This is a genomic window from Streptomyces sp. NPDC005898 (genome assembly GCF_040629635.1).
In the GTDB taxonomy this organism is placed as follows: domain Bacteria; phylum Actinomycetota; class Actinomycetes; order Streptomycetales; family Streptomycetaceae; genus Streptomyces.
In genome coordinates, this window is the sequence record NZ_JBEXWC010000008.1 from 117394 (window position 1) to 142797 (window position 25404).

The 25404-nt window shown below is 71.4% G+C and carries 24 protein-coding genes, 1 tRNA gene and 1 pseudogene; 10 read left to right on the forward strand and 16 right to left on the reverse strand.

All coding sequences use genetic code 11. From position 1 onward, the window contains the following. Window positions 1-6 precede the first annotated feature (6 nt). Window positions 7-270, forward strand: a pseudogene (locus ABZ385_RS13870) (site-specific integrase); the annotation flags it as partial. A 174-nt stretch (window positions 271-444) separates the two neighbouring features. On the opposite strand, the gene ABZ385_RS13875 reads toward ABZ385_RS13870, so the two are convergent. Next, window positions 445-526, reverse strand: a tRNA-Tyr gene (locus ABZ385_RS13875). 196 nt (window positions 527-722) lie between these two features. Here ABZ385_RS13875 and ABZ385_RS13880 point away from each other — a divergent pair. Then, a complete protein-coding gene (locus ABZ385_RS13880; RefSeq protein WP_358577341.1) occupies window positions 723-1211 on the forward strand; it encodes a YajQ family cyclic di-GMP-binding protein in 489 nt (162 codons plus the stop codon). A gap of 192 nt (window positions 1212-1403) precedes the next feature. Here the strand turns inward: ABZ385_RS13880 and ABZ385_RS13885 are convergent, their stop codons facing one another. Then, window positions 1404-1670, reverse strand: a complete 267-nt coding sequence (locus ABZ385_RS13885; protein WP_358577462.1) for a GlsB/YeaQ/YmgE family stress response membrane protein — start codon at window positions 1668-1670, stop codon at window positions 1404-1406. Window positions 1671-1773: 103 nt separating this feature from the next. Between ABZ385_RS13885 and ABZ385_RS13890 the strand changes: the two genes are divergently transcribed. After that, window positions 1774-3006 carry an APC family permease gene (locus ABZ385_RS13890; protein WP_358577338.1) on the forward strand — a complete coding sequence of 411 codons (1233 nt, stop codon included), beginning with the start codon at window positions 1774-1776 and terminating at the stop codon, window positions 3004-3006. Window positions 3007-3159: 153 nt separating this feature from the next. Here the strand turns inward: ABZ385_RS13890 and ABZ385_RS13895 are convergent, their stop codons facing one another. The 13 genes from ABZ385_RS13895 to ABZ385_RS13955 all read right to left on the reverse strand — a co-directional run bounded on the left by ABZ385_RS13895 (window position 3160) and on the right by ABZ385_RS13955 (window position 15443). After that, window positions 3160-3714, reverse strand: a complete 555-nt coding sequence (locus tag ABZ385_RS13895; protein ID WP_358697826.1) for an SMI1/KNR4 family protein — start codon at window positions 3712-3714, stop codon at window positions 3160-3162. A 44-nt stretch (window positions 3715-3758) separates the two neighbouring features. Further along, entirely contained in the window at window positions 3759-4154 is a 396-nt protein-coding gene (locus ABZ385_RS13900; protein WP_358697828.1) for a YccF domain-containing protein, read from the reverse strand. After that, on the reverse strand, window positions 4151-5014 hold the full coding sequence (htpX, locus tag ABZ385_RS13905) for a zinc metalloprotease HtpX (RefSeq protein ID WP_358577331.1): 864 nt from the start codon (window positions 5012-5014) through the stop codon (window positions 4151-4153). The genes ABZ385_RS13900 and htpX overlap by 4 nt, the downstream gene beginning before the upstream one ends. 171 nt (window positions 5015-5185) lie before the next feature. Beyond that, window positions 5186-6736, reverse strand: coding sequence for an NADH-quinone oxidoreductase subunit N (locus tag ABZ385_RS13910; protein WP_358577328.1), 1551 nt, complete (start codon window positions 6734-6736; stop codon window positions 5186-5188). Further along, entirely contained in the window at window positions 6733-8322 is a 1590-nt protein-coding gene (locus ABZ385_RS13915; protein ID WP_358577325.1) for an NADH-quinone oxidoreductase subunit M, read from the reverse strand. Before ABZ385_RS13915 ends, ABZ385_RS13910 begins: the two co-directional genes overlap by 4 nt. A 6-nt stretch (window positions 8323-8328) precedes the next feature. Next, complete coding sequence (locus tag ABZ385_RS13920; protein ID WP_358911429.1) at window positions 8329-10323, reverse strand: NADH-quinone oxidoreductase subunit L; 1995 nt, start codon at window positions 10321-10323, stop codon at window positions 8329-8331. Continuing rightward, a complete protein-coding gene (nuoK, locus tag ABZ385_RS13925; RefSeq protein WP_358911431.1) occupies window positions 10320-10754 on the reverse strand; it encodes an NADH-quinone oxidoreductase subunit NuoK in 435 nt (144 codons plus the stop codon). The genes ABZ385_RS13920 and nuoK overlap by 4 nt, the downstream gene beginning before the upstream one ends. Beyond that, window positions 10754-11329: an NADH-quinone oxidoreductase subunit J gene (locus ABZ385_RS13930; RefSeq protein WP_358911433.1), complete on the reverse strand. Its 576-nt coding sequence runs from the start codon at window positions 11327-11329 to the stop codon at window positions 10754-10756. The genes nuoK and ABZ385_RS13930 overlap by 1 nt, the downstream gene beginning before the upstream one ends. Next, window positions 11326-11967, reverse strand: a complete 642-nt coding sequence (locus ABZ385_RS13935; RefSeq protein WP_358911434.1) for an NADH-quinone oxidoreductase subunit I — start codon at window positions 11965-11967, stop codon at window positions 11326-11328. The genes ABZ385_RS13930 and ABZ385_RS13935 overlap by 4 nt, the downstream gene beginning before the upstream one ends. Window positions 11968-11969: 2 nt before the next feature. Continuing rightward, the gene (locus ABZ385_RS13940) at window positions 11970-12938 is read right to left on the reverse strand and encodes a complex I subunit 1 family protein (protein WP_358577313.1); all 969 of its coding nucleotides are present in this window, start codon (window positions 12936-12938) and stop codon (window positions 11970-11972) included. Further along, entirely contained in the window at window positions 12935-14332 is a 1398-nt protein-coding gene (locus tag ABZ385_RS13945; RefSeq protein ID WP_358911436.1) for an NADH-quinone oxidoreductase subunit C, read from the reverse strand. The genes ABZ385_RS13940 and ABZ385_RS13945 overlap by 4 nt, the downstream gene beginning before the upstream one ends. Next, window positions 14329-15063, reverse strand: coding sequence for an NADH-quinone oxidoreductase subunit B family protein (locus tag ABZ385_RS13950; protein WP_358911438.1), 735 nt, complete (start codon window positions 15061-15063; stop codon window positions 14329-14331). Before ABZ385_RS13950 ends, ABZ385_RS13945 begins: the two co-directional genes overlap by 4 nt. Further along, window positions 15054-15443 carry an NADH-quinone oxidoreductase subunit A gene (locus ABZ385_RS13955; protein ID WP_358577306.1) on the reverse strand — a complete coding sequence of 130 codons (390 nt, stop codon included), beginning with the start codon at window positions 15441-15443 and terminating at the stop codon, window positions 15054-15056. The genes ABZ385_RS13950 and ABZ385_RS13955 overlap by 10 nt, the downstream gene beginning before the upstream one ends. A gap of 251 nt (window positions 15444-15694) precedes the next feature. Here ABZ385_RS13955 and ABZ385_RS13960 point away from each other — a divergent pair, with 251 nt between their 5' ends. From ABZ385_RS13960 to ABZ385_RS13980, 5 genes are all read left to right on the forward strand, one after another. Beyond that, the gene (locus ABZ385_RS13960; protein ID WP_358911440.1) at window positions 15695-16921 is read left to right on the forward strand and encodes a sensor domain-containing protein; all 1227 of its coding nucleotides are present in this window, start codon (window positions 15695-15697) and stop codon (window positions 16919-16921) included. Window positions 16922-17038: 117 nt separating this feature from the next. Further along, the gene (locus ABZ385_RS13965; RefSeq protein WP_358911442.1) at window positions 17039-18397 is read left to right on the forward strand and encodes a sensor domain-containing protein; all 1359 of its coding nucleotides are present in this window, start codon (window positions 17039-17041) and stop codon (window positions 18395-18397) included. A gap of 234 nt (window positions 18398-18631) precedes the next feature. Beyond that, a complete protein-coding gene (locus tag ABZ385_RS13970; RefSeq protein ID WP_358577299.1) occupies window positions 18632-19303 on the forward strand; it encodes a response regulator transcription factor in 672 nt (223 codons plus the stop codon). Between the two features lie 281 nt (window positions 19304-19584). Next, entirely contained in the window at window positions 19585-21516 is a 1932-nt protein-coding gene (locus tag ABZ385_RS13975; RefSeq protein WP_358577296.1) for a 2-oxoacid:acceptor oxidoreductase subunit alpha, read from the forward strand. After that, complete coding sequence (locus tag ABZ385_RS13980; RefSeq protein WP_358577293.1) at window positions 21509-22570, forward strand: 2-oxoacid:ferredoxin oxidoreductase subunit beta; 1062 nt, start codon at window positions 21509-21511, stop codon at window positions 22568-22570. Before ABZ385_RS13975 ends, ABZ385_RS13980 begins: the two co-directional genes overlap by 8 nt. Window positions 22571-22700: 130 nt before the next feature. Here ABZ385_RS13980 and ABZ385_RS13985 read toward each other — a convergent pair whose 3' ends face one another. Then, window positions 22701-23075: a helix-turn-helix domain-containing protein gene (locus ABZ385_RS13985; RefSeq protein WP_358577290.1), complete on the reverse strand. Its 375-nt coding sequence runs from the start codon at window positions 23073-23075 to the stop codon at window positions 22701-22703. Window positions 23076-23167: 92 nt separating this feature from the next. On the opposite strand from ABZ385_RS13985, the gene ABZ385_RS13990 reads away from it, so the two are divergent. Both ABZ385_RS13990 and rarD read left to right on the forward strand, forming a co-directional pair. Next, entirely contained in the window at window positions 23168-24028 is an 861-nt protein-coding gene (locus ABZ385_RS13990; RefSeq protein WP_358577287.1) for an SDR family oxidoreductase, read from the forward strand. Window positions 24029-24235: 207 nt separating this feature from the next. Beyond that, window positions 24236-25240, forward strand: coding sequence for an EamA family transporter RarD (rarD, locus tag ABZ385_RS13995; protein WP_358577459.1), 1005 nt, complete (start codon window positions 24236-24238; stop codon window positions 25238-25240). Window positions 25241-25404: the final 164 nt, after the last annotated feature.

The window sequence follows — 25404 nt, forward strand, 5'->3', positions numbered from 1 at the left end:
CAAGACGGGGAGGTGTGGGCAAAGGCCCGCAAGGACGTACCGACCGAAGTAGAGACAGCCTTACTGCTCGCCCGCCGCCCCTACGACCTGCGGCACGCCGGGGTCTCCTTCTGGCTCAGCTCCGGAGTGGACGCCATGGAGTGCGCCCGCCGAGCTGGGCACAGCATCGCGGTGCTGCACAAGGTGTACGCCAAGGTGCTCGACTAGACCCGTGAGCGGGCGAACAGCCGGATCGACGCGGCCCTCCGGGAGTGGAACGAACCGGAGTGATCATGCTCTCTCCCGGGGGACACCTGGGGGACACGCACTGATCAGAGGTGGGATTCGGGCGGGACTGAGTGAGACACCTCCGCGCCTGTCCACGATGATTCGAACGGGCACCGGGAACGAAGAAACCCCCTCCGACGTGCCGTAATGGCACGCCGGAAGGGGTTCTCCCCAGTGTGGCGGCGCCAGGATTCGAACCTGGGAAGGCTGAGCCGGCAGATTTACAGTCTGCTCCCTTTGGCCGCTCGGGCACACCGCCTGGGTCGCTGCCTCGCCCCGCTTTCGCGGTGCTCCGTGGCAACGACGTAAACGATACCTGATGCACAGGGGTGCTTCGCCACCCGATTGAGCGCCACCCGGCGTGGCGGCGGTGACTAGGCTTTGCGGATGCGGCCAGCGTCAGGCGGCCGTGTATCCGCTGAGTACGCACACCCCGATACAAGGAGCCACAGGACATGGCCGACTCCAGTTTCGACATCGTCTCGAAGGTCGAGCGGCAAGAGGTCGACAACGCCCTCAACCAGGCCGCCAAGGAGATCTCGCAGCGCTACGACTTCAAGGGCACCGGTGCCTCGATCTCGTGGTCCGGCGAGAAGATCCTGATGGAGGCGAGCGGCGAGGAGCGGGTCAAGGCGATCCTCGATGTCTTCCAGTCCAAGCTGGTCAAGCGCGGCATCTCGCTGAAGTCGCTGGACGCGGGCGAGCCGCAGCTGTCCGGCAAGGAGTACAAGATCTTCGCCTCGATCGAGGAGGGCATCTCCCAGGAGAACGCGAAGAAGGTCGCCAAGATCATCCGTGATGAGGGCCCGAAGGGCGTCAAGGCGCAGGTCCAGGGCGACGAGCTGCGGGTCAGCTCGAAGAGCCGCGACGACCTCCAGGCCGTGCAGGCGCTTCTCAAGGGCCAGGACTTCGACTTCGCGCTGCAGTTCGTGAACTACCGGTAGCCAACCGGCCTGATCTGCACGACCGGTAGTCAACCGGTCTGACCTGCGCGGACGTTGCCAGGCAGAGTCCACAGGACGCGATGGGGGCGCACCGCCGAGGACAGCTCGGCGATGCGCCCCCATCGCGCCTGTTGGCGCCCGGCCAGTGCCCCGACCTGGCTTCCTCGCGCCCCGAGTGGGAGCAGCTGCCGCTCAGCGCCGCGAGTGGCCGAAGAGGATGCGGTAGGCGACGAGCAGGACGAGGGAGCCGCCGATGGCCGCCGCCCAGGTGGCGCCGTCGTAGAAGTGGTTGTCGATCGGCCGGTCGAGGTAGCGGGCGGATATCCAGCCGCCGGTGAAGGCGCCCGCGATGCCGATGACGGTCGTGCCGATGAAACCGCCCGGGTCGCGGCCGGGCAGCAGCACTTTGGCGGCGGCCCCGGCGAGCAGCCCCAGAACGATCCAGCTGATGACGCCCATGTGATGACCCGGCCTTTCCCGCGCGGTGAGCTTTTGTGCGCTGTTGTCCGGGAAGACGTCTCTACGGAGTGACACGGTTGCGGTGATCCGTAAGGTGCGGCGCATGACACAGCAGCCAGAGCTGCGGCGGACCCTTGGTGTGTTCGACGCGGTGATGATCGGCCTCGGGTCGATGGTGGGGGCGGGGATCTTCGCGGCGCTCGGGCCGGCGGCGGGCGCCGGCGGCTCGGGGGTGCTGATCGGGCTCGCGGTGGCCGCCGTGGTCGCGTACTGCAACGCGACGGCGTCCGCGCGCCTCGCCGCCCGCTACCCCGCGTCCGGCGGCACCTACGTCTATGGGCGGGAGCGGCTCGGGGAGTTCTGGGGGTACTTGGCGGGCTGGGCGTTCGTCGTCGGCAAGACGGCGTCCTGTGCGGCGATGGCGCTGACCGTCGGGACATACGTCTGGCCGGGGCAGGCGCACGCGGTGGCGGTCGCGGCCGTGGTGCTGCTCACCGCCGTGAACTACCTGGGCGTCCAGAAGTCGGCCTGGCTGACACGCGGGATCGTGGCGGTGGTGCTCGCCGTCCTGGTGGCGGTCGTCGTCGCCTGTCTCGGCTCGGGCGGGGCCGGGGCCGGACGGCTCGACGTGGGGCTCTCGGACGGGCTCGGTGGCGTGCTCCGGGCCGCCGGTCTGCTGTTCTTCGCCTTCGCGGGCTACGCGCGGATCGCGACGCTCGGAGAGGAGGTCCGCGACCCGGCGCGCACCATTCCGCGGGCGATCCCGCTGGCGTTGGGCATCGCCCTGTGCGTGTACGCGGCCGTGGCGGTCGCCGCGCTCTCCGTCCTCGGGGTCGCGGGGCTCGCCGACGCGACCGCGCCGCTGGCCGACGCCGTACGGGCGGCGGGTGTGCCGGGGCTGGTTCCCGCCGTGCGGGTGGGGGCCGCCGTGGCGGCGCTCGGCTCGTTGCTCGCGCTGATCCTGGGCGTCTCGCGGACGACGCTGGCCATGGCGCGCGACAGCCATCTGCCGGGGGCGCTCGCAGCCGTGCATCCCCGCTTCCGGGTGCCGCATCGCGCCGAGTTGGCCGTCGGGGCGGTGGTCGCGGTGGTCGCGGCGACGGTGGACGTGCGCGGGGCGATCGGCTTCTCCTCCTTCGGGGTGCTCGTGTACTACGCGATCGCCAACGCCTCGGCGTGGACGCTCGCTTCGGCGCCCGCCACGCGTGCCGTGCCCGCGGTGGGCGGCCTCGGCTGCGTGGTGCTGGCGTGCGCGCTGCCGGTGTCCTCCGTGGCGGCCGGTGGGGCGGTGCTGGCGGTAGGGGTCGTGGCCTACGGAGTACGAAGGTGGCGCTGACCCGGCGGGCAGCGTGCGCGGGCATGGGTGCGGGACGCTTCGGATAGGGGGCACGCTTCGGGGAGGGGGCACGCTTCGGGGAGGGGGCACTTCGGGCAGGCGGTGCCTGGAGCGGAGGCCCCCCACATCCCTACCGCGGTACGCGCGTAGGCCTCACGCCTGTATGCGGGCCACGCCCCCCGCGGCGTCCCGCCACTCCGGCAGTTCGACACCGTCGTTGGCGTCCTCGTACCAGCCGGTGCCGTCGAGCCAGGCGGTGAGCCAGGACGCGAGGCTCGGGGAGTCGATGAACCAGGCGTGCTCGGGGTCGCCGCCGTTGGGCTCGAAGAGCAGCACCTGGCCCTCGTCCATGCGGCAGTCCACGCACGCGTACATCGCGCAGCCCCAGTGGGATATCGGCAGCACGCCCTCGGGCCAGTCCCAGTCGTCGCGGTGGCGCATCCCGAGGTACTTGTCGACGACGGGCGGCTCTGCTCCGGACGACTTCTCTTCGAGCAGGGGCAACAGGCCGTACTCCGGGCCGAATCCGCCGTCGCCTATGTGGGTGTACAGCGAGGCGAGCAGCGGCGGCAGGCGAAAGCCCAGGGCGGCCTCCGCCCGTGCCAGCGTGTCCGCGTCCACGGGCGCGGGCAGGGTGTCCCAGCCCCAGGGGCGGGTGGCGCGCGCCGCGGCGGCGACACGGGCCAGCAACTGCTCGGTGTCCATCATGAGTTCATGGTGGACCACGGCACTGACAACGCGGCCCGTCGGCGTCAGTAGCGCCCGGCGAACGGCTGGTCGGTGCGGACGATCTCGCGGCCGAGCGGCAGGAGCGAGACCGGGATCAGCTTGAAGTTGGCGACGCCCAGGGGGATGCCGATGATCGTGACGCACAGGAGGAAGCCGGTCACGAGGTGGCCGATGGCGAGCCACCAGCCGGCGAGGACCAGCCACAGGACGTTGCCCAGGCACGAGGGCGCTCCCGCGTCACGGCGCTCTACCGTGGTGTAGCCGAAGGGCCACAGGGCATAGCGGCCGATGCGGAAGCTGGCCAGGCCGAACGGGATGCCGATGATCGTGACGCACAGCAGCACGCCCGCCAGCAGGTATCCCAGGAACATCCAGAATCCGCAGAGGAGGAGCCATATGACGTTGAGGATTGCCTTCACTGGTGGCGACCTGCCATCTGCTCGAGTCGGGCGATGCGCTCCGCCATCGGCGGATGCGTGGAGAACATCTTGGACATGCCCTGCCCCGGGCGGAACGGATTGGCGATCATCATGTGACTCGCCGTCTCCAGGCGGGGTTCGGGCGGTAGCGGCAACTGCTTGGTGCCCACTTCCAGTTTGCGCAGGGCGCTCGCGAGGGCGAGCGGGTCGCCGGTCAGCTGGGCGCCGGAGGCGTCGGCCTCGTACTCCCTGGAACGGCTGATGGCGAGCTGGATGACGGAGGCCGCCAGCGGGCCGAGCAGGGCGATCAGGAGTACGCCGAAGAGGCCGGGGCCCTCGTTGTCGTTCGACCGGCCGACGGGAATGAGCCAGGCGAAGTGGGCCAGGAACATGATCACGGAGGCCAGGGCGCCCGCGACGGACGAGATCAGGATGTCGCGGTTGTAGACGTGGCTCAGCTCGTGGCCGATGACGCCGCGCAGCTCACGCTCGTCCAGGAGGCGCAGGATGCCGTCGGTGCAGCACACCGCCGCGTTGCGCGGGTTGCGGCCCGTCGCGAAGGCGTTCGGGGCCTCTGTGGGCGAGATGTACAGGCGGGGCATGGGCTGGCGGGCCTGGGTGGAGAGCTCGCGGACCATGCGGTACAGCGCGGGGGCCTCGAATTCGCTCACCGGGCGGGCCCGCATGGCGCGCAGGGCCAGCTTGTCGCTGTTCCAGTACGCGTACGCGTTGGTGCCGAGGGCCACCAGGAGCCCGACGCCCAGCCCCGTACGCCCGAAGAAACTGCCGACGACAAGGATGAGCGCGGACAGTCCCCCGAGGAGTACGGCGGTCTTCAACCCGTTGTGCCGGCGGTGCACGGTACGCCCTCCTGGTGGTGCGTGGGGGAACCCTCTGTCGACTGGTGCTTCCACTGTTCAGTGGACCCTCCCGTACTGGTCAACGCCAGGCGGGGAGCACTAGTTCCCTTGTGCGCTCAGGAGCGGGTGTAGGCCGCGCGGGTGACGGCCCGGGGGCACCCGGGGGCGGTGTCAGAAGAGGCCGGTGTCGGAGAACCTCAGGACGAGCTGGGGCGCTCCGGAGAGCGCGATGCCGAGGACGGCGGTCAGTGCGATGGCCGCCTTGAGCGGCGCCGGTACGCGGTGCTCGGCCGGCTCGCCCTCGGGGGCGCGGAACAGGAGCGCGGTCCACTGGAGGTAGTAGTAGAGCGCGATCACGACGTTCGCGGCCATCACCACGGCGAGCCAGCCGAGCCCCGCGTCGACCGCGGCCGAGAAGACCGTGACCTTGGCGAAGAGGCCGATGATGCCGGGCGGCAGACCCGCGAGGCAGAGCAGGAAGAAGGCCAGTACGAGGGCGGCCAGGGGGTTGCGCGCGTACAGGCCGCGGTAGTCGCTGACGCGGTTCAGGCGCTGGCCGCGGCCGACGAGCGCGGCCACGGCGAAGGCCCCCAGGTTCACGGCGGCGTACATCAGGGCGTACGCGACGGTGGAGCCGACGGCCTTCTCGGCGCCCGCCTCGTTGTCGGCGTATCCGGCGGCGGCGATCGGCACCAGGAGGTAGCCGGCCTGGCCCACCGAGGACCAGGCGAGGAGGCGGACCGCGCTGTACGCGCGCGTGGACTGCTGCCGCAGGGCGGCGACGTTGCCCGCCGTCATGGTGAGTGCCGCGAGGACGGCGAGCACCGGGCCCCACACGTCCGCGTACGAGGGGAAGGCGACGACCGTCACGAGGATGAGCCCCGTGAAGCCGACGGCCTTCCCGACGACCGACAGGTACGCGGCGACGGGCAGGGGCGCGCCTACGTAGGTGTCCGGTACCCAGAAGTGGAAGGGGACGGCCGCCACCTTGAAGGCGAAGCCGACGAGGGTCAGGGCGACGCCGGTCTGGGCGAGCGTGTGCAGCTGCCCGCCGGTGACCTCGGGGTCCTGGAGCTTCGTCGCGATCTCGGTGAGGTGCAGGGTGCCCGTCGCCGCGTACACGAAACTGACGCCCAGGAGGGTCACGGCAGTCGCGGTGACCGAGGAGAGGAAGAACTTCAGGGCGGCTTCGGAGGAGCGCTTGTCGCCGTACTTGAGGCCCACCAGGGCGAAGGCGGGCAGGGAGGCCACCTCCAGGGCGACGACGAGCGTCGCGAGGTCGCGTGAGGCGGGCAGCAGGGCGGCGCCCGCGGCCGAGGACAGCAGCAGGAACCAGTACTCCCCCGCCGGGAGTTGGCCCTCGCCGTTCTGGGCGTCCTTCAGGGTGCTCATCGAGAGCAGAGCGGCCAACAGGGCGCCGCCGAGGACGAGGAGCTGGATGACCAGGGTGAAGCGGTCCGCGGTGTAGCTGCACGCGTGCGTGCCGCCGCCGGTCAGGCAGAAGGTCGAGCGGTCGTCGTCCAGGAGCGGCAGCAGGGCGAGGGCCGCCGCGGCAAGGCCCGCCACGGAGATCCAGCCGAGGAGCGCCTTCTTGCCGTCACCCACGAAGAGGTCGGCCACGAGCACGACGAGGCCGACGACCGCCGCGATGGTCGGCGGCGCGATCGCGAGCCAGTCGACGGACTGGACGAGGCTTGCGGCGCTTTCGGCGGCCACGGTCACGACTTGCCTCCAGTGAGGAGCTTCTGCACGGCCGGGTCGGTCAGGCCGAGGAGAGCCGCGGGCCAGAGTCCGGCGAGGACGGTGAGGGCGACGAGCGGCGTCCAGGCGGCGAACTCGTGGCCGTGGACGTCGGCGATCGCCGTGGGCGCGGGCTCGGCGGTGGTGCGCGGCATCGGGCCCATGCAGACACGGCGTACGACGATGAGCATGTACGCGGCGGTGAGCAGGGTGCCGAGGGCGGCGATCGCCATGAAGGTGAGGAAGGCGGGGCGGCTCAGGTCGTCGGCGGGCTTGAACGCGCCGAAAAGCGCGAGCATCTCGCCCCAGAACCCGGCCAGGCCCGGCAGTCCGAGGGAGGCGACGGCGCCGAAGGCGAGCAGGCCGCCGAGGCGGGGGGCCTTGCCGTAGAGCGCCGCGCCGGACCCCTGGGCGAGGGAGTCGAGGTCGGTGGTGCCGGTGCGGTCCTTGAGGGCGCCGACGAGGAAGAAGAGCAGGCCGGTGATGAGGCCGTGCGCGACATTGGCGAACAGGGCGCCGTTCACGCCGGTCGGGCTCATCGTCGCGATGCCGAGCAGGACGAAGCCCATGTGGCCGACGGACGAGTACGCGATGAGGCGCTTGAGGTCGCCCTTCGCGCCGCGCTTGGCGAGGGCGAGGCAGGCCAGCGATCCGTAGATGATCCCGACGACCGCGAAGGCGGCGAGGTACGGCGCGAACTCCCGCATCCCGTCGGGGGCGATGGGCAGCAGAATGCGGACGAACCCGTACGTACCCATCTTCAGCAGTACGCCGGCCAGCAGCACGGAGCCGACGGTCGGCGCGGCGGTGTGGGCGTCCGGCAGCCAGCTGTGCAGCGGCCACATCGGTGTCTTGACCGCGAGCCCGATTCCGATCGCCAAAACGGCGGTGACCTGCACCGATGTGGTCAGTCCGAGGCGATTGTCAGTGGCGAGTGCCACCATGTCGAAGGTGCCGGACTTGAGCCCGATCAGGAGCAGGCCCAGCAGCATCACGACGGAACCGAGCAGCGTGTACAGGATGAACTTCCAAGCGGCCCGGGTCCGTTGCTCACCGCCCCAGCGGGCGATGAGGAAGTACATCGGGATGAGCACCATCTCGAACGCCAGGAAGAACAGCAGCAGATCGAGCACGGCGAAGGTCGCGAGGGTGCCGGACTCGAGGACGAGGATCAGTGCGACGAACGCCTTCGGGGACGGGCCCGCGGGCATTTTGAAGTAGCTGTGGAGCGCGCAGAGGAAGGTCAGCAGCGCGGTCAGGACCAGAAGGGGGAGCGAGATGCCGTCGATGCCGAGATGGATGCGCACGTCGAGTGCGGGGATCCAGCTGATATCGGTCGTGGCCTGCATCTTCGACGGCTGGTCGTGGTCGAAGCCGAGCGCGAGGGTGAGCGCCGCGATCAGGACGACGCCGGTCACCAGTACACCGTGGCGGAGCACGGCCTGGTCGGGCGACTTTCCCTTCAGCCCGGGCGGCGCCGGCAGCAGGGCGGCCGCGGCGCCGATGAGCGGGCCGACGACGATCAACGCCAGAAGAAACTGCATCACGGACTCACTGATACCGATCACGGCTGCTCACGCTCCGGCGGTGGCGACAAGGACGGCGGCGACGGCCAGGACGACCGTGCCTGCGAGCAGCGCGCTCAGATAGGTCTGGACGTTGCCGGTCTGCGCGCGCCGGACGGCCGCGCCGAGCCAGCGGGGCACGGTGCCCGCGCCGCGCACGTACGTCTCGACGACCTCGCGGTCGAGGAAGCGGACGAGGCGTGCGGCGGCCTGGACCGGGCGGACGAACAGGGCGGCGTAGGCGGCGTCGAGGCGGAAACCGGCGGCGGCGTGGCGGTGCAGGGGGCCGAGCAGCAGCCGGCCGGGGTCCGCCGGGTCGTCGGCCGAGGCGACGTCTCCGTACGCGGGGGCGTGGGAGGCGATGGCCTCCGCCTCGACCTGCCCGCCGTCACCTTCCGGGCTCGCCGCGACGGCGCCCAGCGGGACGCGCGCGGCGCGCGCGGTGGTGTGCCGCCACGCGCCGTACATGACGAGGGCGCCGGCGAGCGCAAGCCCCGTGCCGAGGACGGAGGTCGTGAGCGTCGGGGAGAGCGAGTGGCCGTCGAACCAGTCCGGCAGGACACCGACGGCGGTACCGAAGGCGAGGGAGGGCACCGCGAGCACCCACAGCACGGCCGTCATGGCGAGCGGCTGCTTCCCGTGGTCGGGGACCTCCGCTCCCCTTCCGTGGAAGGCGAGCAGCCACAGGCGCGTCGCGTACGCGGCGGTGAGGAGGGCGGTGAGCAGACCGGCGACGAGGACGATCCAGCCGGCGGCGGCGGGCACGGAGCCGGCCTGGCCGGTGGCCGTGTGCTCGGCGGCGCCGAGGACGGCCTCCTTGGAGAAGAAGCCGCTGAACGGCGGGATCGCGGCGAGCGCGAGGAGCGCCACGGTCATCGTCCAGTAGGCGTCCGGGACGCGGTCGCGCAGGCCCGTCATGCGGGACATGGCGGCCAGCGAGTTGGTGCCGGCGGCGTGGATCAGCACGCCCGCGGTGAGGAACAGCAGCGCCTTGAAGGCGCCGTGGGACAGGAGGTGGAAGACGGCGGCGCCGCGGTCGCCGACAGCGAGGGCGCCGGTCATGTAGCCGAGCTGGCCGATCGTCGAGTACGCGAGGACGCGCTTGATGTCGTCCTGGGCGAGCGCGGCGAGGGCCGAACCGGCCATGGTGACGGCGGCCATGACGGCGAGGACGACCAGGGCCGCCCCGGAGGCGGCGAAGACGGGGAGGAGCCGGGCCACGAAGTAGACACCGGCGGCGACCATCGTCGCGGCGTGGATCAGCGCGGAGACGGGCGTGGGGCCCGCCATCGCGTCGGGCAGCCAGGTGTGCAGCGGGAACTGCGCGGACTTGCCCGCGACGCCCGCGAGGAGCAGCAGGGCGATCAGGGTGGGGTGGTCCAGGCCGCCGTCCGCGACGCGCGCGGTGATCGTCGTGACGCGGAACGAGCCCGTGTCCGCGGCGAGGGCGAACAGGCCGATCAGGAAGGGGACGTCGCCGAGCTTGGTGACCAGGAAGGCCTTGAGGGAGGCCGCGCGTGCCTCGGGCGTCTCCCAGTAGTGGCCCACGAGGAAGTACGAGCAGATGCCCATGATCTCCCAGCCGACCAGGAGCACCATCAGGTCGCCGGAGTAGACGACGAGCAGCATGGCGGAGGTGAAGAGGGAGACGAGAGCGGCGTAGGAGGGGTAGCGCGGGTCCTCGCGGAGGTAGCCCGTCGAGTAGATCTGCACGCAGGAGGCGACGACGCCGACCAGGACCGCGACGAGGGCGGCGAAGCCGTCGATGTGCAGGGCGAGTTCGACGGGGACCGAACCGGTCGGGGTCAGCTCGGTCGCGGCGTCGACCGAGTGACCGCCGCCCTGGCGGACGGCCACGAGCACGGCGAGCAGCAGCGCCGTCAGGGTGGGCAGGACCGCGAGGGGGCGTACGAGTCCGGGAGCCCGGCGGCCCAAAATCAGGCCGGCGGCCGCGCCCAGGAACGGCAGAAGGGGGACGAGGACGGCGAGGGTGGTCGTGGTCACGCGGTGGCCTCGGCCTTCTGTGACTGCGGTGACTGCGGTGACTGCGGTGACTGCGGTGACTGCTGAGGTTCCCGCGACTCGTCCGGCTCCTGCGACTCCTGGGACTCGTCGGGCGCGGAGGGCTCGGCGGTGTCGCGGAGGGCGTCGACGGCGGAGGTGCCGCGGTTGCGGTAGACGGCAAGCACGATGGCGAGGCCGATGCCGATCTCGGCGGCGGCGATGGCAATGGTGAACAGGGTCAGCGCCTGGCCGGCGTGGAGGGAGTCGCGGAGCCAGACGTCGAAGGCGACGAGGTTGAGGTTGACGGCGTTGAGCATCAGCTCGACGGACATCAGGACCAGGATCGCGTTGCGCCGGGCGAGTACGCCGTAGAGGCCGACACAGAAGAGGAGGACGGCGAGGACGGCCGGATAGGCGAGGTGGAGGTGCATCAGCGGTTCTCCTCGCGGTCCGTGGCCCGGGCATCCGCCGCGGCGTTCCTGCGGGACAGGGCGATCGCGCCGACCAGGGCGGCGAGCAGCAGGACGGAGAGCGCCTCGAAGGGGAGCACCCAGTGCCGGAAGAGGATCGATCCGCTCAGGCGGGTGGAGCCCTGGGCGGCGCCGTCCAGGTCGATCACCGTGGTGCGGAAGGCGTCCACGACCACCCAGACCAGGGCGGACGCGGCGACGAGGGCCACCGCGAGCGCGACCGGGCGGTTGCCCGAGTCGGCGTCCGGGGAGCGGCCGATGGGTGCCCTCGTGAGCATCAGACCGAAGAGGAGGAGGACCACGACGGAGCCGACGTAGATGAGGACCTGCACCCAGGCGATGAACTCCGCGGTCAGCAGGAGGTACTCGACGGCGAGGCCGCCCAGGGCCACGACCAGCCACAGGGCGGCGTGCACGAGCTGCCTGGTCGTGACGGTGATGACCGCCGCGCCGAGCGTGAGGAGGCCGACGAGGAGGAAGGCGATCTCGACGCCGGTCGGGGAGAGGAAGCCGTGGGTTTCGGCGGCGATGTTCACGACTCCCCGCCCTTCGTCTCGGGGCCGGCCGGCGGCTCGGGCGTGGTGGCCGTGGCGGCCGTCGGCTCGGAGGAGGTGCTGCCCGACGGCTGGGAGGCAGCGGCTTCGGCGGCTTCGGCGGCTGCCAGCTTTTCGGCGGTCTTGCGGGCGGCGGCGAGTTCCTTCGGGTCCTCGGCGCCGGGGTCCAGGGCGGGCGGGGCCGGCACCGTCCACATCCACTCGCGGAGCTTGTCGCGCTCGTGGGTGAGTTCGTGGATGTCGGTCTCGGCGTACTCGAACTCCGGTGACCAGAACAGGGCGTCGAAGGGGCAGACCTCGATGCAGATGCCGCAGTACATGCAGAGGGAGAAGTCGATGGCGAAGCGGTCGAGGACGTTGCGGCTGCGCTCACGGCCGCCGGGGGCGGCGGGCGGGACGGTCTCCTTGTGGGAGTCGATGTAGATGCACCAGTCGGGGCACTCGCGGGCGCAGAGCATGCAGACCGTGCAGTTCTCCTCGAACAGGCCGATGACGCCCCGGGTGCGGGGCGGCAGTTCGGGCTGGTGCTCCGGGTACTGCTCGGTGACGGTCTTCTTCGTCATCGTGCGGAGGGTGACGGCGAGGCCCTTGGCGAGGCCGGATCCGGGGACGGGAGACATGGTTAGGAGATCGCCACCTTCACGATTCCGGTGAGCGCGATCTGCGCGAGGGCGAGGGGCACGAGCGTGGTCCAGGCGAGCTTTTGCAGCTGGTCCTCGCGGAGACGGGGGTAGGAGACGCGCAGCCAGATCACGACGAAGGCGAGGACGGCCGTCTTCAGCAGGGTCCAGACCCAGCCGAGACCGTCGGCGCCCCCCGGGCCGTGCCAGCCGCCCAGGAAGAGGACGGTGGTCAGGCCGCACAGGACGACGATCCCGGCGTACTCGGCGAGGAGGAACAGGGCGAAGCGCAGACCGGTGTACTCGGTGTAGGCGCCGAAGATGATCTCGGAGTCGGCGACGGGCATGTCGAAGGGCGGCCGCTGGAGTTCGGCGAGGCCCGCGACGAAGAAGACGAGGGCGCCGACGATCTGCCAGGGCAGCCACCACCACTCGAACGCGTCCACGATGCCGGGCAGCGAGACGGTGCCCGCCGCCATCGCGACCGAGGCGGCGGCGAGCAGCATCGGCAGCTCGTAGGCGAGGAGCTGGGCGGCGGTGCGCAGGCCGCCGAGGAGGGAGAACTTGTTGGCGCTGGCCCAGCCCGCCATGAGGGAACCGAGGACGCCGACGCCCATGACCGCGAGGACGAAGAAGATGCCGGCGTCGACGACCTCGCCGACCGCGCCCTCGCCGGGGCCGACCGGGATCGCGACCAGGACGAGGAGGTAGGGCAGGAGGGCGATCGCGGGGGCCAGCTGGAAGACGCGGCGGTCGGCGTCGGCCGGGACGATGTCCTCCTTCTGGGCGAACTTGACGCCGTCGGCGACGAGCTGGGCCCAGCCGTGGAAACCGCCGGCGTACATGGGGCCGAGGCGGCCCTGCATGTGGGCCATCACCTTGTGCTCGGTCTGACCGACCACGAGGGGCAGGACCAGGAACGCCGCGAAGACGATGACTAGGCGCAGGGCGACGTCGAGGGCGTCGTTCACTCGGTGCCTCCTGGGCGTTCGCCGTTCTCCGGGTCCTCGGCGGTGCCGGGCGCGGGGCGCTCGGGGTCGGGGTCGGGTGCGGGGCGCTCGGACTCGGGCTTCGGCTCGGGCTCGGGCTTCGGCTCGGGCTCAGCGGGGCGAGGCGGCTTCGCACCTTCGGGCTGTTCGGCCTCGGCCCCGGACCGCTCGGCGTCGTCGAAGGTCGGGCGGGCGTGGTGCCACGGGGCGTCGGAGCTGCGCGGGGCGGGGCGCCGCTTGGGCTCGGGCGCGGGGGCGGGTGCGGGCGTCGCCTCCGTGGCCGGGGACGCGTCAGTCGCCGGGGGCGCGGTCGCCTCGGCAGCGGGGGTCGCCTCGGGCGCGGGAGCTGCCTCGGTCGCCGGGAACGCCTTGGGCGCGGGAGTCGGCTCCGGCATCGGCGGTGGTGGTGTCGGCGTCGCTGACGCCGCGTCCGTGGGCGAGGTTCCCGCATCCGTGGGCGAGACGCCCACGTCCGTAGGCGAGGCACCCGCGTCCGTGGGCGAGGCGCCCGTCTCCGAAGAAGGCGTAACTTCCGCCCGCTGGGACGCCGAGCCCTGGCTGACGCTGCGCGAGCGCCGTGGGGGCCGGGCCGGGGCCGCCGGCTGCTGGACCTCGGCGGAATCAGCGGCCGCCTGGTCCGCAGGCGGAGTTCCCCCGGTACCGGAAGCGCCGGTCGCCGGCGGGGTCGCCGCCTGGCTCGCCGAGCCCTCGCTCACCGAGCGGGCCCGCCGCACCGGGCGTTCACCGGCCGCCGCACGACCGGCAGCGCCCGCCGCACGAGCGGTCCGCGCCGGGCGGGCCGGGGCGGCCGGGAGCTGGCCCTTCAGGGGGCCCCATTCGTTGGGGTCGGGAACGCCGGGCGGCAGCATCTGGCGCCGCTTGGGGCCGCCGTGCTCGGACTCGCCCGGCTCCTTGGCGCCCGGCCAGGCCTTCGCGACGCGCGCCGCGAGGACGAAATCCTTGCGCAGAGGGTGGCCCTCGAAAGTCTCGGGCAGCAGCAGCGGGGTCAGCCCGGGGTGGCCCTCGAACGTCACGCCGAACATCTCGTGCGTCTCGCGCTCGTGCCAGGCGGCGCCCGCGTAGACGTCCACGGCCGAGGCGAGCACCGGCGCGTCGTGCGCGACCGTCGTCCGCAGGAGGAGGCGTCGTACCGGGGAGAGCGCGACGACGTGGGCGGCGACGCGAAAGCCCGTGCCGGGCTCGTCGACCGCGCTCAACCAGTCGAAGTAGGTGCAGCCCAGCGTGGTGCGGGCGGTTTCCAGGGCGGTGGTCCACTGGGCCGGGGGGACGTCGACGGTCAGTACGTCGTACGACTCCTCGGCCGTCGCCTCCGCGCCGAAGAGCTCCTCGACGGGGCTCGGCAGCCAGCCGGTCACCGGTCACCTTCCTGAACCTGGGCCTCGGGCGCCGACCGGGTCCCGGGCGCCGACCGGGTCTCGGGCGCCGCCGGGCCCTGGACGAGACCACTGCGCAGCGCCGCCGCGGAGGGCCGCGTGCCCTTGGCGTCGGTGCCCTTGCCGTCCGTGCCCTTACCGCCCGTGCCGTTGCCGTACCGCTCCCCCAGCGACTCGGCGGCGATCTTCTCCTGGAGCTTGAGGATGCCCTGGAGCAGCGCTTCGGGTCGCGGCGGGCAGCCGGGCACGTAAACGTCGACCGGAATGATCTGGTCGACGCCCTTGGTGACGGAGTACGAGTCCCAGTAGGGGCCGCCGCAGTTGGAGCAGGCGCCGAAGGAGATGACGTACTTCGGTTCGGGCATCTGCTCGTACAGGCGCTTGACGGCGGGGGCCATCTTGTCGGTGACCGTGCCGGAGACGACCATCAGGTCGGCCTGGCGCGGCCCCGGCGCGAACGGGATGACGCCGAGCCGGATGAAGTCGTGGCGCGCCATGGAGGCGGCGATGAACTCGATGGCGCAGCAGGCGAGGCCGAAGTTGAAGACCCACAGGGAGTACCGGCGGCCCCAGTTGAGGACCACCTTCATCGGCTCGGGGGCCAGGCGGGAGAGCACCCCAAGCCGCTTCGGCTCCGGAAGGTCCACGGGAGCGGGGGTCTCCACAGGAGCGGAGGTCTCCACGGGAGCGGAGGTCACGGCACTCACGTCCATGTGAGGACGCCCTTCTTGTATGCGTACAGCAGGCCCACGGCGAGGAAGCCGAGGAAGATGAACATCTCCACGAGCGTCGCCGCGCCGTAGCCGGGCGCGGCGAAGACCGTCGCCCAGGGGAAGAGGAAGATCGAGTCGACGGCGAAGATCACGTAGAGGAAGGCGTAGACGTAGTAGCGGACCTGGGTGTGGGCCCAGCCCTCGCCGACGGGGTCGACGCCGCATTCGTACGTCAGGAGTTTCTCGGGGGTGGGCACCACCGGGCGCAGCAGGCGCCCCGCGCCGAAGGCGACGGCGACGAACAGCACGCCCACGACGGCGAGCAGCCCGACGACGGAGTACGACTGGTAGTAGCTCGCCGCGACGTTCGTCACGTGCACGTCAGCCCCTCACTCACGTCAGTCCTCACTCCCTGACCGCCCTTGATCCCGAGCTGGCCGCCCGTGGTCCCGAGCCTGTTCGACGATCTGTACGCACGGGAGTCTAGGGCCTGCTAAAGACGGAGTAAGCAGAGTGTCACGCTTCGGGCAGGGCGGAGTGGCTTCAGGCCGGGCGGGGTGGGGTTATCCCCCCGGTGACCCGGGAGGGGACCTCATGGCGTTACGGCGGCGCGCCGGGCACTCTGGCGCGTATGACCGCACGCGCCATGCCCCTGCCCGACGACCCGAAGTCGCCCGGGCCCTCGTACGACGACCGGCCGCCGCCCGCGCGATTCGCGTACGACCGGCACACCTGGAAGGAGATCGCCCACCTCCTGGTGAACCTGCCGCTCGGCATCGCCGGCTTCGTCTACGCGGTGGTCGTGCTGGCCGTTGGTGTCCCGCTGACGGTCACGGTCGTCGGGCTGCCGCTGCTCGCGGCGGGGTTGTCGGGGGCGCGTCTGCTGGGCAGGGCCGAGCGGGCGCGGGCCAGGAAACTGCTCGGGGTGCACGTCGAGGAGCCGAGTCCGATGCCGGTGTTCGGCGGCATCGGCGTCTTCGGCTGGCTCTGGTCGAGCCTGAAGGACCCGGTGGGGTGGCGCACCATGCTGTACGCGTTCATCCGGTTGCCGTGGGGGGTGCTCACCTTCGCCGTGACGATCGCGGGGCTGTTCGTGCTCTGGCCGGTGCTGCCCTTCGTCGTCCGGGGCCTTACCAACGTCGACCGGGCGATGGTGCGCGGGCTGCTCTGTCCCTCGGACGAGCTGGAGCGGCGCATCGCCGAGCTGGAGTCGGACCGGGGCGTGGTCGTGGACACCGCCGCCGCCGATCTGCGCCGCATCGAGCGCGATCTGCACGACGGTGCGCAGGCCCGTCTGGTCGCCCTCGCCATGGGTCTCGGCCTCGCCAAGGAGAAGCTCCTGGAGGACCCCGAGGTCGCCGCCTCGATGGTCGATGAGGCCCACGGCGAGGTGAAACTGGCCCTCCAGGAGCTGCGTGACCTGGCCCGCGGCATCCATCCGGCGGTCCTCACCGACCGCGGGCTGAACGCGGCGCTGTCCTCCGTGGCGTCGCGCTGCACGGTGCCCGTGAAGGTGACCGCCGACCTGCCGGAGCGGCCGGCGGCGGCCATCGAGGGCATCGCGTACTTCACGGTCTCCGAGCTGCTCCAGAACGTCAGCAAGCACAGCGGGGCGAAATCCGCGAGCGTCGAGGTGTGGCGGGCGGACGACCGGTTGCTCATACAGGTGTGGGACGACGGGCGGGGCGGGGCCGGGCCGGACGGCGGCACCGGCCTGGCGGGGCTCGCGGAGCGGCTCGGGTCGGTCGACGGCCTCTTCGTGATCGTCTCGCCGCAGGGCGGACCGACGACGATCACCGCGGAGCTGCCGTGGCGCGACCGGGCGCAGGACCACGCGTCCGGCTCGCGCGGAAGGTAGGGAAAACCCCCGCCCGAAGACGCCGACCCGCTCCATGGTCCCGGACCCCCGCGGCGGCGAGGCTGGAAGCAGAAGAACACGGGAACCAGGCAGCTTCAGCAGAAACGGACGGCAGCGATGGCCACGGAGTACGGACAGGGGTACGCGCACGGGGGCCGGCCGGACCTGCGCGGCACGGGTGGGGCGGACGGGCGTCGCCGCCTCCCGGCGGGGCTGCGCGCCCCGATCGAGGCGCGCACCTGGAAGGAGTTCGGCTACACCCTGCTGAGCCTGCCCATAGGCGTCATGTCCTTCGTCTTCGCGGTCACGATGCTCTCCCTCGGCGTGGGGCTGCTGATCACCTTCATCGGCATACCGGTGCTGGCCGGGGCCCTCGCCGGCTGCCGCGGCATCGGCGCCCTGGAGCGGACGAGGGCCCGAGGCCTGCTCGACCTGGACGTGGCGGCCCCGGAGCCGCTGCGACCCAAGGGCGGCGGCGCGATGGCGGTCATCGGGGCCGTCCTCAAGTCCGGCGCGTCCTGGCGGCACCTGCTGTACTCGGTGCTGATGCTGCCTTGGTCGCTGTTCTCGTTCGTGGTGACAGTGGCCTTCTGGTCGTACGGCTGGATGATGCTCACGTACCCGCTGTGGTTCTGGCTCTTCCCGTTGTACGGCGGCCAGGGCGGCATCCAGCTCTACGGCGACGACGGCCACCGCATCTACCTCGACAACCCCTTCGAGATCGGCGTCACGGCGGCGACCGGCCTGCTGATAACGCTGGCCACGCCGTGGATCCTGCGGGCCCTGACCACGGTGGACCGCGTGATGGTGCAGGGGCTGCTGGGCCCCTCGCAGCTCGCGACCCGCGTCGTGGAGCTGGAGTCGGACCGGGGCGTGGTCGTGGACACCGCCGCCGCCGATCTGCGCCGCATCGAGCGCGATCTGCACGACGGCGCGCAGGCCCGCCTGGTCGCCCTCGCCATGGACCTGGGGCTGGCCAAGGAGAAGCTGGCCGAGGACCCCGAGGCCGCGGCCCGCATGGTGGACGAGGCGCACGGCGAGGTGAAGGTCGCCCTTCAGGAGCTGCGCGACCTGGCCCGCGGCATCCATCCGGCGGTCCTCACCGACCGCGGTCTCGACGCGGCGCTCTCCGCGCTGGCCGCGCGCTGCACCGTGCCGGTCCAGGTGGAGGTGGACCTGCCGAGCCGGCCGGCCGCCGCCATCGAGGGCATCGCGTACTTCACGGTCTCCGAGCTGCTCCAGAACATCAGCAAGCACAGCCGGGCGACCCAGGGCGCGGTCGACGTGTGGCGTTCCGAGGACCGGCTGATGCTCCAGGTCACGGACAACGGCTCGGGTGGCGCCGACGTCATGGCGGGCTCGGGACTCACGGGCCTCGCGGAGCGGCTGGACGCGGTCGACGGGATCCTGGTGGTCGACTCGCCGCGGGGCGGTCCGACGACGATAACGGCGGAACTGCCGTGGCGGCACGCCTGACCCGGCACGCCTGCCCCGGCACACCTGCACCACCACGCCTGAGCCACCCGCTGTGCCACCCGTCTGACCCCGGCCGTTCGACCCCGCTCGTCTGCCCCCGCGCGGCGGGCGGGGAAGTTATCCACAGGCCCCGGTGGCCGGCCGTGGATCGCGCGATACTGAGGTGCCGGACGGTCGGCCGACGCGACGGACGTCGGACCCGGGCCGCCGGACGAGCGCGGGGGGACAAGAACAGTGGAGGACAAAGTGCGGGTGGCCATCGCCGAGGATTCGGTGCTGCTCAGGGAGGGCCTGACCCGGTTGCTGACCGACCGCGGACATGAGGTGGTCGCGGGGGTGGGGGACGCCGACGCGCTGATCGAGACGATCACGGATCTCGCGGCCCGGGACGCCCTGCCGGACGTGGTCGTCGCCGATGTGCGGATGCCGCCGACCCACACCGACGAGGGGGTACGGGCGGCGGTGCTGCTGCGCCACCGCCACCCGGGTCTCGGGGTGCTGGTCCTTTCGCAGTACGTCGAGGAGCAGTACGCCACCGAACTGCTCGCCGCGTCCAGCCGGGGGGTGGGCTATCTGCTGAAGGACCGGGTCGCCGACGTGCGCGATTTCGTGGACGCGGTGGTGCGGGTGGCCGAGGGCGGCACGGCGCTCGACCCGGAGGTCGTCGCGCAGCTGCTGGGCCGCAGCCGCAAGCAGGACGTCCTCGCGGGGCTCACTCCGCGGGAGCGGGAGGTGCTCGGGCTGATGGCGGAGGGCCGGACGAACTCCGCGATCGCCCGCCAGCTCGTGGTGAGCGACGGCGCCGTCGAGAAGCACGTGAGCAACATCTTCCTGAAGCTCGGCCTGTCCCCGAGCGACGGGGACCACCGTCGGGTGCTCGCGGTCTTGACCTACCTCAACTCCTGACCGGCCGGGGCACCCCGAACGGAGGGTGTCAGGTCCGGGTCAGGCAGCGGTCAGGGGCAGGCCGTAGAGAGTCCTACAACCAAAGGATGAGCGGGAGCGTCAGCTACGAAGGGCCGGGGGGTCGGGCACATCATGGCAAAACGGGACAGTGAACCGTCTGAAAAGGACATCCAAAATACGAGCCACCCGGGGCAGGCACCCCTTACAGACGTAGGGTGGGCCTTGGGAACGCCGGGCGTCCCGGCGTTTACCCTCAGCCGCCTTGAGGGAGGTCCAGTTCAGTGACCAGCCAGGTCAGTAGCGAAGCCGAGCAGGCCGACGAGGCAATCGTCGGAGAGCAACGCAGGCCCGCGGGTGGAAAAGACGTACAGCGCCTCGACCGGGTGATCATCCGTTTCGCGGGTGACTCCGGTGACGGCATGCAGCTGACGGGTGACCGTTTCACGTCGGAGACCGCGTCGTTCGGCAACGACCTGTCGACGTTGCCGAACTTCCCGGCGGAGATCCGGGCGCCTGCCGGGACGTTGCCCGGGGTGTCCTCTTTCCAGGTGCATTTCGCCGATCACGACATCCTCACTCCGGGGGATGCGCCGAATGTGCTGGTGGCGATGAATCCGGCGGCGCTGAAGGCGAACATCGGGGATGTGCCGCGGGGCGCGGAGATCATTGTGAACACGGATGAGTTCTCCCCGAGGGCGATGCAGAAGGTCGGGTACGACGCCTCGCCGCTGGAGGACGGTTCGCTGGACGCCTACCGGGTGCACCAGGTGCCGTTGACGACGTTGACGGTGGAGGCGTTGAAGGACTTCGACCTCTCGCGCAAGGACGCGGGGCGTTGCAAGAACATGTTCGCGCTGGGGTTGTTGTCGTGGATGTATCACCGGCCGACGGAGGGCACGGAGCGGTTCCTGCGGTCGAAGTTCGCGAAGAAGCCCGAGATCGCCGAGGCGAACGTCGCGGCGTTCCGTGCGGGGTGGAACTTCGGGGAGACGACCGAGGACTTCGCGGTCTCGTACGAGGTGGCGCCGGCGGCGGCCGCGTTCCCCGCGGGCACCTACCGCAACATCTCCGGCAACCTGGCGCTGTCGTACGGGTTGATCGCGGCGGCCCGCCAGGCGGATCTGCCGCTGTACTTGGGTTCGTATCCGATCACGCCGGCCTCGGACATCCTGCATGAGCTGTCCCGGCACAAGAACTTCGGCGTGCGCACGTTCCAGGCGGAGGACGAGATCGCCGGGATCGGAGCGGCGCTGGGGGCGGCGTTCGGCGGCTCGCTGGCGGTGACGACGACCTCCGGGCCGGGCGTGGCGCTGAAGTCGGAGACGATCGGCCTGGCGGTCTCCCTGGAACTGCCGCTGCTCATCGTGGACATCCAGCGCGGCGGCCCCTCCACGGGGCTGCCGACCAAGACCGAGCAGGCGGACCTGCTGCAGGCGATGTACGGGCGCAACGGCGAGGCGCCGGTGCCGGTGGTGGCCCCCAGGACCGCGGCGGACTGTTTCGACGCGGCGCTGGAGGCGGCGCGGATCGCGCTGACCTACCGCACCCCCGTCTTCCTGCTCAGCGACGGCTATCTGGCCAACGGCAGCGAGCCGTGGCGCATCCCGCAACCGGAGGAACTGCCGGACTTGCGCGTGCAGTTCGCCACCGGCCCCAATCACACCCAGGCCGACGGCAGCGAGGTGTTCTGGCCCTACAAGCGGGACCCGCACACGCTGGCACGGCCGTGGGCGATTCCGGGTACGCCGGGGCTGGAACACCGGATCGGCGGCATCGAGAAACAGGACGGCACGGGCAACATCTCCTACGACCCGGCCAACCACGACTTCATGGTCCGCACCCGACAGGCCAAGATCGACGGCATCGAGGTGCCCGACCTCGACGTCGAGGACCCCAGCGGGGAAGCGGACACCCTGGTCCTGGGCTGGGGCTCCACCTACGGGCCCATCACCGCGGCCGTGCGTCGGCTGCGCGCGGCCGGCGTCCCCATCGCCCAGGCCCACCTGCGCCACCTCAACCCCTTCCCGCGCAACCTGGGCGACATCCTGGGCCGCTACCCCAAGGTGGTGATCCCGGAGATGAACCTGGGCCAGCTCGCCACCCTCGTCCGGGCGAAGTACCTGGTGGACGCGGTCTCGTACAACCAGGTCAACGGCATGCCGTTCAAGGCCGAGCAGCTGGCCACGGCTCTCAAGGAGGCCATCGATGACTGACTCCGGCAACGCACTGCTGCACCTGGTCCCCAAGACCGAGGCCAAACAGTCCATGAAGGACTTCAAGACCGACCAGGAAGTGCGCTGGTGCCCGGGCTGCGGCGACTACGCCGTCCTGGCGGCCGTCCAGGGCTTCATGCCCGAATTGGGCCTGGCCAAAGAGAACATCGTCTTCGTCTCCGGCATCGGCTGCTCGTCCCGCTTCCCGTACTACATGAACACCTACGGGATGCACTCCATCCACGGCCGCGCCCCGGCCATCGCCACCGGCCTGGCCTCCTCCCGCCGCGACCTGAGCGTATGGGTGGTCACCGGCGACGGCGACGCCCTGTCCATCGGCGGCAACCACCTCATCCACGCCCTGCGCCGCAACGTCAACCTGAAGATCCTGCTCTTCAACAACCGCATCTACGGCCTGACCAAGGGCCAGTACAGCCCCACCTCGGAGCTCGGCAAGATCACCAAATCCACGCCGATGGGCTCCCTGGACGCCCCCTTCAACCCCGTCTCCCTGGCCATCGGCGCGGAGGCCTCCTTCGTGGCACGGACGGTGGACTCCGACCGCAAGCACCTCACGTCGGTGCTGCGCGCGGCCGCCGAACACCCGGGCACGGCACTGGTGGAGATCTACCAGAACTGCAACATCTTCAACGACGGCGCCTTCGAGGTCCTCAAGGACAAACAGCAGGCCGAGGAAGCCGTCATCCGCCTGGAACACGGGCAGCCGATCCGCTTCGGCACCGAGCAGTCGAAGGGCGTCGTGCGCGACCCGGCCACCGGCGACCTGGAAGTCGTCGCCGTCACTCCGGACAACGAGGCCGACATCCTCACCCACGACGCCCACGCCGCCTCCCCCACCACGGCGTTCGCGCTCTCCCGGCTCGCGGACCCCGACACGCTGCACCACACGCCGATCGGCGTCTTCCGCGACATCCGGCGCCCGGTCTACGACACCCTCATGGCCGACCAGCTCGACACCGCCATCGAACAGAACGGCAAGGGCGACCTCGCCGCGCTGCTCACCGGCACCGACACCTGGACCGTCACCGGCTGACCCGGGGCCGCCCCGGCCGGGAACCGCCCCGGCCGAGAACCGCCCTCACCGGCGGACGCCTTCGCACCGAGCCCGGCTCTGCGCCTTCAACACCTCAGAGCCGGGCTTCGTCGTACCCCTGGCGGTACCCCTAGCGCGCCTTCTGGTCGTACTCCTGGCGCGCCTTCTGCACGTCGGCCATGCGCCGTTCCGTCCAGGCCGCGAGGGTTCTGACCTGCTCGGCGGCCTCGCGGCCGAGGCCGGTCAGGGAGTAGTCCACGCGGGGCGGGATGACCGGCTTGGCGTCGCGGTGCACCAGGCCGTCCCGTTCCAGGGTCTGCAGGGTCTGGGTCAGCATCTTCTCGCTGACGCGGCCGATCTCGCGGCGCAGCTCGCTGAAGCGGTACGAGCGCTCTTCGAGCGCGATCAGGATCAGGACACCCCAACGGCTGGTGACGTGCTCCAGGACCAGGCGGTAGGGGCACATCTCTTCGTTGACGCCACGACTTACCGGGCTTACGGACATACCAGTACCTTACTTCAAAGTGGGTACTTACGTATAGTTAGTGCCGGGCCTAGAGTGAGAGGCAGACCGCATCGGAAGAGGAGATTTCAGACATGAGCATCGTCGTCACCGGAGCCACCGGGAACCTGGGCCGTCTCGTCATCGAGGGGCTGCTCGCCGCCGAGGTCCCCGCGGGACAGATCGCGGCCGTCGTGCGCGACAAGGGCAAGGCCGCCGAGCTCGCGGAGCGCGGCGTCGAGCTGCGCACGGCCGACTACAACGACCCCGCGACCCTGCGCGGCGTCTTCCACGCGGGTGACCGCGTGCTGCTGATCTCCGGCAGTGAGGTCGGGCGGCGCGTGGAGCAGCACCGCGCGGTGATCGACGCCGCGCGCGAGGCGGGCGTGGCGCTGCTCGCCTACACAAGCATCCTCGGCGGCCCCGAGGCCGACTTCGACCTGGCGGCCGAGCACAAGGCCACCGAGCAGCTGATCCTCGACTCCGGCCTGCCGCACACCTTCCTGCGCAACGGCTGGTACCACGAGAACTACACCGAGCACCTCGCCCCCGTGCTGGAGCACGGCGTGGTCATCGGTTCCGCGGGCGAGGGCCGCATCGCCTCGGCCTCGCGCGCCGACTACGCCGCGGCCGCCGTCGCCGTGCTCACCGGCGAGGGCCACGAGGGCAAGGCCTACGAGCTGAGCGGCGACGTCGCGTGGAGCCTGGCCGAGTACGCCGCCGAGGTGGCCCGGCAGAGCGGCAAGGACATCAGCCATGCGAACGTGCCGGCCGAGGAGCACCTCGCCGTGCTGACCGGCGCCGGAGTGCCCGAGCCGATGGCGGCGATCCTCGTCGACGTGGACGCGGCCATCGGGCGGGGGCGCCTCGCGGGCACCAGCGGGGACCTGGCCCGGCTGATCGGCCGCCCGACCACGCCGCTCGCCGACGCGGTGGCCGCCGGGCTCCGCCGCTGAGGCGGCCCTGGCCGGGCCACGCCCGACTCCTCGGCGTCATGAGTGTCCGACCCATACGGACATGACAGGTGCGGCCTCTCGACGCTACCTTCGAGAGGGCAGCGTCGGACTGCCGTGCGCCGAGGAGGGGCCGTGGACAGCGGAGCAGCCGGACAGTCGAAGGGCGAGCAGCGCATAGGGCTGCTGAACGGCTTCGCGGCGTACGGGATGTGGGGCCTCGTGCCTCTCTTCTGGCCGCTGCTCAAGCCCTCCGGGGCCGGCGAGATCCTCGCACACCGCATGGCGTGGTCCCTCGTGGTGGTGGGCCTCGCGATGCTCTTCGTACGGCGTTGGGGATGGGCCCGCGAGCTGGTCCGCCGGCCGCGCAGGCTGGGGCTGGTGGTGATCGCCGCCGCGGTCATCACGCTCAACTGGGGCGTCTACATCTGGGCCGTGAACGCCGGCCACGTCGTCGAGGCCTCGCTCGGCTACTTCATCAACCCGCTGGTCACCATCGCGATGGGTGTCCTGCTGCTCGGCGAGCGGCTGCGGCCCGTGCAGTGGGCCGCCGTCGCCGTCGGGCTCGCGGCGGTCCTCGTCCTGGCCTTCGGCTACGGGCAGCCGCCCTGGATCTCGCTCTGCCTCGCCTTCTCCTTCGCGACGTACGGCCTGGTGAAGAAGAAGGTCAACCTCAGCGGCCTGGAGTCGCTCGCCGCCGAGACCGCCGTGCAGTTCCTGCCCGCCGTCGGCTACCTGGTGTGGCTCGGCTCGCGGGGCGACATGACGTTCGGCACGGCGGGCGCGGGGCACGCGGCGCTCCTCGCGGCGACCGGGGTGGTGACCGCCGTTCCCCTGGTCTGCTTCGGGGCGGCGGCGATCCGCGTGCCGCTGTCCACGCTGGGGCTGCTCCAGTACCTCGCACCCGTCTTCCAGTTCCTGATCGGCATCCTGTACTTCCACGAGGCGATGCCGCCCGAGCGGTGGGCAGGCTTCGCTCTGGTCTGGCTGGCCCTCTCGCTGCTGACGTGGGACGCGCTGCGCACGGCCCGCCGGAACGCGGTCCGCCTGGGCGCCGCCCGGCGGGCCACGCCGGCCACCGAGCCCACGGAGGCGATCACCGCGCAGGCCCTCGGCGCGGAGGCCGTCGCTGCCGAGGCTGGCACCGCTGAGGCCGTCGGCGCGGACGGGGAGCGGAAGCCCGGCGTCCGGGACGAGCCGGAGCCCGTGGTCTGACTGCCCCAGGGCCCCATCGCCCCCCCCAGGCCACGGCTCGCCTGGTAGCGGAGTAGCCCGTAGCCCGGATGGCGCATGACGAATCGTTTCCCCACCCGTCCAAGGAGTGACGCCGCGCATCCCGTCACCACCGCCCGGGGACCTCGCCGGTGGAGACGTCAACT

Bases quoted from the DNA above. Each gene is read 5' to 3' on its own strand.
- ABZ385_RS13880 (WP_358577341.1), top strand. From the start codon at position 723: ATGGCCGACTCCAGTTTCGACATCGTCTCGAAGGTCGAGCGGCAAGAG.
- ABZ385_RS13885 (WP_358577462.1), bottom strand. From the start codon at position 1,670: ATGGGCGTCATCAGCTGGATCGTTCTGGGGCTGCTCGCCGGGGCCGCC.
- ABZ385_RS13890 (WP_358577338.1), top strand. From the start codon at position 1,774: ATGACACAGCAGCCAGAGCTGCGGCGGACCCTTGGTGTGTTCGACGCG.
- ABZ385_RS13895 (WP_358697826.1), bottom strand. From the start codon at position 3,714: ATGATGGACACCGAGCAGTTGCTGGCCCGTGTCGCCGCCGCGGCGCGC.
- nuoK (WP_358911431.1), bottom strand. From the start codon at position 10,754: ATGCACCTCCACCTCGCCTATCCGGCCGTCCTCGCCGTCCTCCTCTTC.
- ABZ385_RS13935 (WP_358911434.1), bottom strand. From the start codon at position 11,967: ATGTCTCCCGTCCCCGGATCCGGCCTCGCCAAGGGCCTCGCCGTCACC.
- ABZ385_RS13950 (WP_358911438.1), bottom strand. From the start codon at position 15,063: ATGGACGTGAGTGCCGTGACCTCCGCTCCCGTGGAGACCTCCGCTCCT.
- ABZ385_RS13960 (WP_358911440.1), top strand. From the start codon at position 15,695: ATGACCGCACGCGCCATGCCCCTGCCCGACGACCCGAAGTCGCCCGGG.
- ABZ385_RS13965 (WP_358911442.1), top strand. From the start codon at position 17,039: ATGGCCACGGAGTACGGACAGGGGTACGCGCACGGGGGCCGGCCGGAC.
- ABZ385_RS13980 (WP_358577293.1), top strand. From the start codon at position 21,509: ATGACTGACTCCGGCAACGCACTGCTGCACCTGGTCCCCAAGACCGAG.
- ABZ385_RS13985 (WP_358577290.1), bottom strand. From the start codon at position 23,075: ATGTCCGTAAGCCCGGTAAGTCGTGGCGTCAACGAAGAGATGTGCCCC.
- ABZ385_RS13990 (WP_358577287.1), top strand. From the start codon at position 23,168: ATGAGCATCGTCGTCACCGGAGCCACCGGGAACCTGGGCCGTCTCGTC.
- rarD (WP_358577459.1), top strand. From the start codon at position 24,236: ATGTGGGGCCTCGTGCCTCTCTTCTGGCCGCTGCTCAAGCCCTCCGGG.